General features: G+C 41.3%; 7 protein-coding genes, 5 tRNA genes and 1 pseudogene. 11 read left to right on the top strand and 2 right to left on the bottom strand.

The features are described from left to right. The 10 genes and pseudogenes from AC1DWN_RS23450 to AC1DWN_RS23405 all read left to right on the top strand — a co-directional run. Positions 1-273 (top strand): annotated as a pseudogene (locus AC1DWN_RS23450) (ABC transporter ATP-binding protein); the annotation flags it as partial. 5 nt (positions 274-278) lie between these two features. Further along, positions 279-1,781 (top strand): ABC transporter substrate-binding protein, encoded by a 1,503-nt coding sequence (locus tag AC1DWN_RS23445; protein WP_477561310.1) that lies wholly within the window; start codon positions 279-281, stop codon positions 1,779-1,781. Positions 1,782-2,008: 227 nt separating this feature from the next. Beyond that, complete coding sequence (locus tag AC1DWN_RS23440) at positions 2,009-2,176, top strand: hypothetical protein (RefSeq protein ID WP_477561311.1); 168 nt, start codon at positions 2,009-2,011, stop codon at positions 2,174-2,176. 110 nt (positions 2,177-2,286) lie between these two features. Further along, positions 2,287-2,363 (top strand) — tRNA-Met (locus AC1DWN_RS23435). A 38-nt stretch (positions 2,364-2,401) separates the two neighbouring features. Continuing rightward, positions 2,402-2,478: transfer RNA gene (locus AC1DWN_RS23430), tRNA-Ile, on the top strand. Positions 2,479-2,498: 20 nt separating this feature from the next. Beyond that, a tRNA-Leu gene (locus tag AC1DWN_RS23425) sits at positions 2,499-2,584 on the top strand. Between the two features lie 335 nt (positions 2,585-2,919). Beyond that, positions 2,920-3,005: transfer RNA gene (locus AC1DWN_RS23420), tRNA-Leu, on the top strand. 149 nt (positions 3,006-3,154) lie between these two features. Further along, positions 3,155-3,652, top strand: a complete 498-nt coding sequence (locus tag AC1DWN_RS23415) for a hypothetical protein (RefSeq protein ID WP_477561309.1) — start codon at positions 3,155-3,157, stop codon at positions 3,650-3,652. 43 nt (positions 3,653-3,695) lie between these two features. Beyond that, on the top strand, positions 3,696-4,349 hold the full coding sequence (gene rnhA / locus AC1DWN_RS23410; RefSeq protein ID WP_477561308.1) for a ribonuclease H: 654 nt from the start codon (positions 3,696-3,698) through the stop codon (positions 4,347-4,349). Positions 4,350-4,360: 11 nt separating this feature from the next. After that, positions 4,361-5,050 carry a uracil-DNA glycosylase gene (locus tag AC1DWN_RS23405; protein WP_477561307.1) on the top strand — a complete coding sequence of 230 codons (690 nt, stop codon included), beginning with the start codon at positions 4,361-4,363 and terminating at the stop codon, positions 5,048-5,050. A gap of 62 nt (positions 5,051-5,112) precedes the next feature. Here AC1DWN_RS23405 and AC1DWN_RS23400 read toward each other — a convergent pair whose 3' ends face one another. Continuing rightward, on the bottom strand, positions 5,113-6,081 hold the full coding sequence (locus AC1DWN_RS23400; RefSeq protein WP_477561306.1) for an S-layer homology domain-containing protein: 969 nt from the start codon (positions 6,079-6,081) through the stop codon (positions 5,113-5,115). A gap of 134 nt (positions 6,082-6,215) precedes the next feature. Here AC1DWN_RS23400 and AC1DWN_RS23395 point away from each other — a divergent pair. Further along, positions 6,216-6,291: transfer RNA gene (locus tag AC1DWN_RS23395), tRNA-Val, on the top strand. 441 nt (positions 6,292-6,732) lie between these two features. Here the strand turns inward: AC1DWN_RS23395 and AC1DWN_RS23390 are convergent. Then, the gene (locus AC1DWN_RS23390; RefSeq protein WP_477561305.1) at positions 6,733-7,008 is read right to left on the bottom strand and encodes a hypothetical protein; all 276 of its coding nucleotides are present in this window, start codon (positions 7,006-7,008) and stop codon (positions 6,733-6,735) included. Between the last annotated feature and the right edge of the window lie 417 nt (positions 7,009-7,425).

Raw genomic sequence — 7,425 nt, 5'->3', positions numbered from 1 at the left:
ACGCTTGCAAGTAAGGTAGATCGTGTTGTAGCCATTCGTGATGGACTTACAAGCACGGAGTTTATTAAACGCAATCCGAAAATTGGCGAGGTTGAAATTCCAACTGCGAGTGGACTACAGTCGGTGCACGAAGCTTTTGTCGTCATCGATAAAGTCGGACGTTTACAGGTGCCTAAAGAATATTTATCTGCATTGAATATTAAAGACAAAGCGACAATGGAGTTTGACGGAGAGCGGATAGTTATTACTCCGCCTAAATCACTGGGGGGTTAAATCGAATGAATAACAAATGGTTTCCTGGTTTACGTATTCGCAAATTTGCAGCTCTTAGCTTAACACTAGCATTGTCTGTGGGCTCACTTGCAGCATGCAGCAGCGGCTCAAACAAGACAGCGGAGACCAGTGTGCTGCGCATTGGCGTATTGTATGGAGGATCGGACAATGAGCCGTATTTCCGTCAGCAATATACCGATATGTTTGAAATGACTCATCCCAACGTTCAGTTTGAAATTGTTGGAGCCATCAATTATGACGACCAACGGTATGAACAGAATGATCCAGAAAAACCAGTAAAGCAACCAGACCCATATGAAAAAATGAAAGAAATGCTTTCGGGTCAAAACCCAGTAGATGTGGTAGTACTGGATTATAATATGCTTCGTCGATTGACTCAAGACAATTTATTGCAGCAACTAGACCCGCTTATTCAACAGGATAAATTTGATTTGTCCGATTATGTTCCGACTGTAATTGATGGAATCAAAGCAGCGGGGGACAACAACATTTATGCATTAACCCCTACCTTTACTTCATCCGCACTCTTTTATAACAAAAAAATGTTCTTAGATGCGGGTATCGAGCCTCCAACTGACAAAATGTCTTGGGATGACACGCTTAACAAAGCTCGTCAAATGGCTAAAGGAGAAGGTGTAGACCGTCAGTTTGGCTTCTCATTTAACCGCTGGCAGTCTGACGGATTTAACGATACTCAGGTCTACAGTCAAGCTTTACAGCTGAAGATATGGGATGACAAAGGTGAGAAAATGCTTGTAAACAGTGATCAGTGGGAATCAGTCTGGAACACTGTTGCCTCACTTCATAAAGATAACATCGTACCTAATCAAGAATACTATACGCTTCTAAATGAGAAGAGAGGCGAAGCGGGCGGCAATGATCCGTTCTACGGTGATATGTTCATTAAAGGTAAGGTTGCCATGACAATAGGTGAATATAGCTATATTAATGAGCTTAAGAAAGCGTCGGACAACGCTTCGAAGATCAAAGATTTTGTACCCATTGATTGGGATGTCGTTACGGTACCTACTAACCCAACCGACCCTACTACAGGCGGAAATATTGGTCTAAATCAACTGATGGGTATTAATGCTAATGCACAGAACTCGAAGGATGCATGGGAATTTATTAAATACTCCAACAGTAAAGAGTGGGCTAAACTCAAATCAAGAAGCTTGTATGAGATGGTTGCTCGTAAAGAGTTTCTGAAGCCAATTGGCGGATTGCAATATAATATGGACGCATTCACTACTCTTAAGCCACTGCCACCGACTAATTCGAATGCGGATAGTATATTCAACGAAAAACCAGGTATCTGGAATGCTCAGCAGCTTGGCTATGAGTTATTCGCTGAAGTGATAAAGGGAACAAAGACGGCAAAAGAGGCACTTGCTGAATGGGAGACTAAAGGCAATGCTGTTCTTGAAGAGATAAAGAATAATCCTCAAGGTGGAGGCGGCGGCGTAATTAGCCCAATGATGAGATAAAGAGTTTTAGAGCCAAAGAGCGACCCAATGACGAAATGTCGTTGGGTCGCTTTTCAATGTGTTTTAGTTATCTTAGATCCTCTCAGAAACAGCATTAGACAGCATTAAATACTAAGTTTAAGATCGCTTCGAATTGCTTGATTTATCCGAATTTGGGTATTCTAATGACTATAAGATTAATTCAAGCGGCGAAAGCGCTGCAGTGCACATACATCAGGAGGGGTTCGATGATAAGATGGGTGTATTGGGTCCGACTATATGAAACAAAATTTCAAGCTGGTTGCCTTGTCAAACGAATGGAAAATGATTATTGGATATACGGGTACGAGTGTCCAAATGAAGTCGAGGTATTTCGATCGAAAAAAGGACGATATGGTGTGCGATTTATTCCGTGAAAAATAGTTTGTGAATTAATTTATAAAAATGCTTGACTTAAAACAGTCGAATATAGTATAGTAATTCTTGTCGCCAAAACAATAAGCTTCATAATCAAATGGAAACACGTCGCGGGGTGGAGCAGCCCGGTAGCTCGTCGGGCTCATAACCCGAAGGCCGCAGGTTCAAATCCTGCCCCCGCAACCAACCCTTTCGATGACTACGTTGAAATATACGTTTTTCGAGGGCCCTTAGCTCAGTTGGTTAGAGCGGTCGGCTCATAACCGATTGGTCGGGGGTTCGAGTCCCTCAGGGCCCACCATTTGCAAAGCTTATCTTCATGCCGGGGTGGCGGAACTGGCAGACGCACAGGACTTAAAATCCTGCGGTAGGTGACTACCGTACGGGTTCGATTCCCGTCCTCGGCATACCAGAACAATCTAGCAGTAGCAAGTTTTAAGAAGTACATAAGTAATATGTGGGGAACTGCAATCCTGTGTTAACACGCAAGATTCAAGTTGAAACTGAAAAAACCTCTTTTGCAGTATCTGACCAAATCAGATGCAAGCGAAGGAGGTTTTTTCATTGCACATGAACTTGACCAAGCTTACAATAAAGGCACGAGTAACAATGCATGAAGCAAAACACGGTTTATCAATCAGCTATCGGTTTCATGTCTTAGCCGTCTCTAATTTAGAAATAGGGCTTGTAAATAGAGGGCGAATATGGTATGCTATATTCTCATTGCGCATGATTTAATTGCGCCGGGGTGGCGGAACTGGCAGACGCACAGGACTTAAAATCCTGCGGTAGGTGACTACCGTACGGGTTCGATTCCCGTCCTCGGCATAACAGAACAATCTAGCAGTACATCGTTTTATGAACTATATATGGAAGAAAGAATCCCGTTTATCGACTTGCTAATCACAAGTTGAGAATAGGGATTTTTTTGTTCGAGACATATTTGCTATAATGAATAACGGAAGGGGACGGATTATTTGAATAGAGACGATAAGTTTGATACCCAGTTAAAAGAAAGCTCACGCAAGCTATATGCGCAAGTTTTTGCACTAAAGGACTCTTTACATAACGAATTGCTGGAGAGATACAAGAATGATCCTACAATAGCTGTGGATGGAGAGCGTTGGAAGCTATTAATTATGACTGCATCGGTTTCAACTGCTCTTTTTAGTACTGTTCTATCAGGGAATAAAAATTTCCTATTGCTCTATACTTATTTTAAAATAAAATTAAAAGAATATAATAGTGAAACTGAGACAACGATGGACGATTGCATGCAATATATCGCTGACCTGCGGAATGGTGTAGAATACAACTCGGAGCAATTTGCGGAGGCTATGGCTCTTTGGATGTATTTTAGTATTAGAGGTAAGGAACAGTTTGCCCAGGATGAATTAGCCCCATACAGTATAGTTGGACAGTTTATTCATGATTATTTTTATAATTGGTTTGATAAAAATGTAGCGTTAAATTAAATAGGCTTCAAGATGTTCAATCACGAAGGAGTGAGTAGCGTTAATGGCAGCAAGTAAGCATTATGTCGTATGGGTCGGCAACAGACCTGGTATTTATACAACGTGGAAAGAGTGTCAGGAGCAGGTAAATGGTTTTACAGGTGCCAAATTTAAATCATTTGAATCAGCTCAGCAAGCAGCTGTTGCTTTTAAGGAAGGGTGGAAGGGATACTGGGGTCAAGAGAAGGCTTCAGGAAAGGCTAAGCCTTACATAGAGGGGAAGAAGCTCAAAGCTACGGCAAGTGAACAAACCATCGATTATAACAGCATCTCAGTCGATGTAGGAACGAGAGGGAATCCAGGGCCTGTAGAGTTTAAAGGAGTAGATACGCAAACGGGTGACCTATTGTTCTACGTTGGGCCAATTCCGAATGGAACGAACAACCTAGGCGAGTTTATTGCCATCGTACATGCACTTGACTATTTAAAGAAAAAGGGCTCAACACAAACGATTTATACTGATTCTAGAACAGCTCTAAGTTGGATTCGCAATAAGAAGACAGGCTCGACATTGACACGCGACTCATCGACCGCTAAAATATGGGCTCTGACAGATTGGGCAACAGATTGGCTTCGCGATAATAAATATGACAATAAAATATTAAAGTGGAATACGGAGGAGTGGGGAGAAATAAAAGCAGATTTCGGCAGGAAGTAGGAGGAGATTTTATGACTGTGCTTTGCGATAATGATTGGTCTCACATTTTACAGGATGAGCTCAATCAACCTTATTTCAAAAAAATAGAAGCTTTTCTAATTGAGCGATCGAAGGATGCTGTTATTTATCCCCATACTGAGGACATATTTAGCGCCCTTAATTATACGACATACGAAGAAACACGCGTTGTTATTTTAGGGCAAGACCCGTATCACGGTTCTGGACAAGCGCATGGATTAAGTTTCTCCGTGCAGCCAGGAATTCGTATTCCACCATCACTGAAAAACATTTATAAAGAGCTGAATGACGACATAGGGTGTCCTATTCCGGATCATGGATCTTTGCAATCGTGGGCAAGGCAAGGTGTGCTACTGCTTAATACGGTGCTGACGGTTGAGGAAGGAGCGCCTAACTCCCATCAAGGGATTGGTTGGGAGCAATTTACGGATCGAATTATATCTACTTTAAATGAGCGGAACGAGCCTGTTGTATTTATGCTTTGGGGAAAGCATGCTCAAGCGAAAGCAGCTAACATTGATGCGGATAAGCATCATATCATTGCCTCGCCGCATCCGAGCCCGTTTGCAGCGAGAAGAGGCTTCTTTGGCAGCAAACCTTTCTCTAGAGCTAATTCATATCTTGAGAGCGTTGGGAGATCTGTTATAGATTGGACCATCCCCGAGCTAGAAGTGTCCCAATAGGAATAAAAAAGCTTCTCCACTATCTGATTAAGTCATCAGACAAGAGGAGAAGCCTTAGTGCTCTATTCAGCGATAATGCCGGTGCTGGATCCTGAGTTGTTTAAAACGATCGATCCTGGTAGCACTGGTTTGTATGTAGCATCCACGTAAGTAGATGCTACAGCATCGGTAATGACTTGAGGATACATTTTATCCGGTTCAGGAAAAGTTGTTTCTACGTAGATAATAGCTTGATCACCTTCAAAGCCAATGGAAGCAATACGAATACCATACCCAGGATGTGGAACTTTTGTACTAATGGTTACTTTGTTCACATCAGCATTTACTGAGGTCACAGATAGATTAATATCAAAAGCAGGTAGTTCAGGTTCAGGTTCAGGTTTGTCAGGAATAGGAGTGGTCTCCTTTACAAATTTGATGCCGTCATAAAGCCATCCAGCTGCTTCACTGCGGGTAATGGCTTGCTTCGGATAAAACTTGTTAGAACTGTCTAGCTGGACAATTTTGCTGATAAGCAGCTTTTGAATGCTGTTCATATACTCTTTTTTAACATCCTTCTCGTCTTCTAGAAGCATGAAGATTTCAGTAAAGGCATAGTCGCCTTTCTTGATTATGGCTTGAAATAAGTGGTGAGCGAACTGTTCGCGAGTCATTGTATCGTCCGCTTTTACTGTTTTAGGAATATCAAGTCCGTTTAGGCTCGCAATAATGAAAGCTTCTGAATACCAAGCATCATTCTTAATGTTAGTGAAATAGTCGCTTGTTTCCGGAGCTCTAATGAAGCGAATATGGTTAATATTGATATCCAATCCGCGTACGATCAAGGAAATGCCAGCTGCATAGGTCAGTTTACCTTGTGGATCGAATGTATCATTCTTCGTATTGCCACTAATTATCCCTAGCTTTTTTAGTTCAGCAATTTTTTGTGCATTTGGATCATTGTTAACGTCTTTAAATGCCCACGCTGTTTGTCCAAGCGTCAAAAGCATCATAGCAACTATAGTTATTATTAATAACGGTCTCTTCTTCATACGATCACCTCTTCTTTAATTTGCTGCAGCACTTATTAAACGCAACTCATTGTTATATTGTTGCTTAACTTTTAGAAAAAATTACTATTGACTTCAATATTGAATCCTGATATATTATTACTTGTCCCTAATACGATCTGATAGCTCAGCTGGGAGAGCGCCATCTTGACAGGGTGGAGGTCACAGGTTCGAACCCTGTTCAGATCACCATAACTTTTAACTCGTAAAGCCTTGATAATCAAGGCTTTTTTTGTTTTCACTATTAAATCAGCCTATGATTATTTGGTGCCATTTGGTGCCGTGATACGAATTTGATACGAATTGGGTCTTGATACGAATGATACGAATCTACTTGTTGCCGTAAAATGCTTTCCCGAACGTATCAGCAACGTCTTCCTGGATAAGAGCTTCCATGGTTTCTCGATCGATATTAATTGGGCGCTGACCAGATTTCTACACAATCAAATAATTTAAGTTCCAAAGATATTGAACATTGGCTGAATATTTAGTTATCAGAAGCATTCAGGGGGGGTGTCATTCGATAAAAAAAACACTCTCTAAGGAGTGTTAAATTAATTAGACCAAATATTTCGCGTAAAAACTTTCCTTCTGACCCGGAATCTTATTCTGATTACCTCACATGTGTTTTATCTAATGCTTTCGGTTAATGGTAACGGTTAAGGAATTCTTTTCAGGATCAGAAGCGTTTGCTCCCTTGATATAAAAGTTAGCGCTGGCCTTTGGAATTTGATACTTGATGTATGCCTTAGCAGTACGATTAACACCATTCGCAGCAATCATTGCTGTGAATCCGTCTATTTGAACACCAGCGGCAGCAGCACCATTTGCGATCCGTTCGTCAAACCAAACTGTAGCCGTTGTGAACCTCGTATCTATGAGAACGTCATTGCATTGGCATGGGCTCACTTACAGGCGCTTACTGTTTTCTTCATTGCCTTATACGTAGCGAGCACCTTAGCTCGTTTGATGGGCGGGAATATGAAATCCTTTTCCTTCTTGATAAGATCGCCCAAATTGATCATCCTCATCAGTTTAATTGAACTGTTGAGATTAATTTATGCAAGTGGACATGAGGGCGAGAACCCATCTGAATATTGAAGATCATGGGAGGTACTAGATGCAAGAGAGGATCACCTCGTGCTTTCTAATAGGGCAGCTGGGATCGTATTAAACAATTTGAACCCAAACAACCCTGTTAGAATAGATGTCATTTTTTTTTAGAGGATTCAGATGGTAAGTAATAATACAACTGGTGGAGTAGAGACTTTAATTTCTTATTTGGATGGGGTTCCAGAAGTTCAAGCTCATTAAATGAGCTTTTAA

It is taken from the genome of Paenibacillus sp. P4_A7 (assembly GCF_056402455.1).
This window is presented reverse-complemented; position numbering and strand designations above follow the sequence as displayed.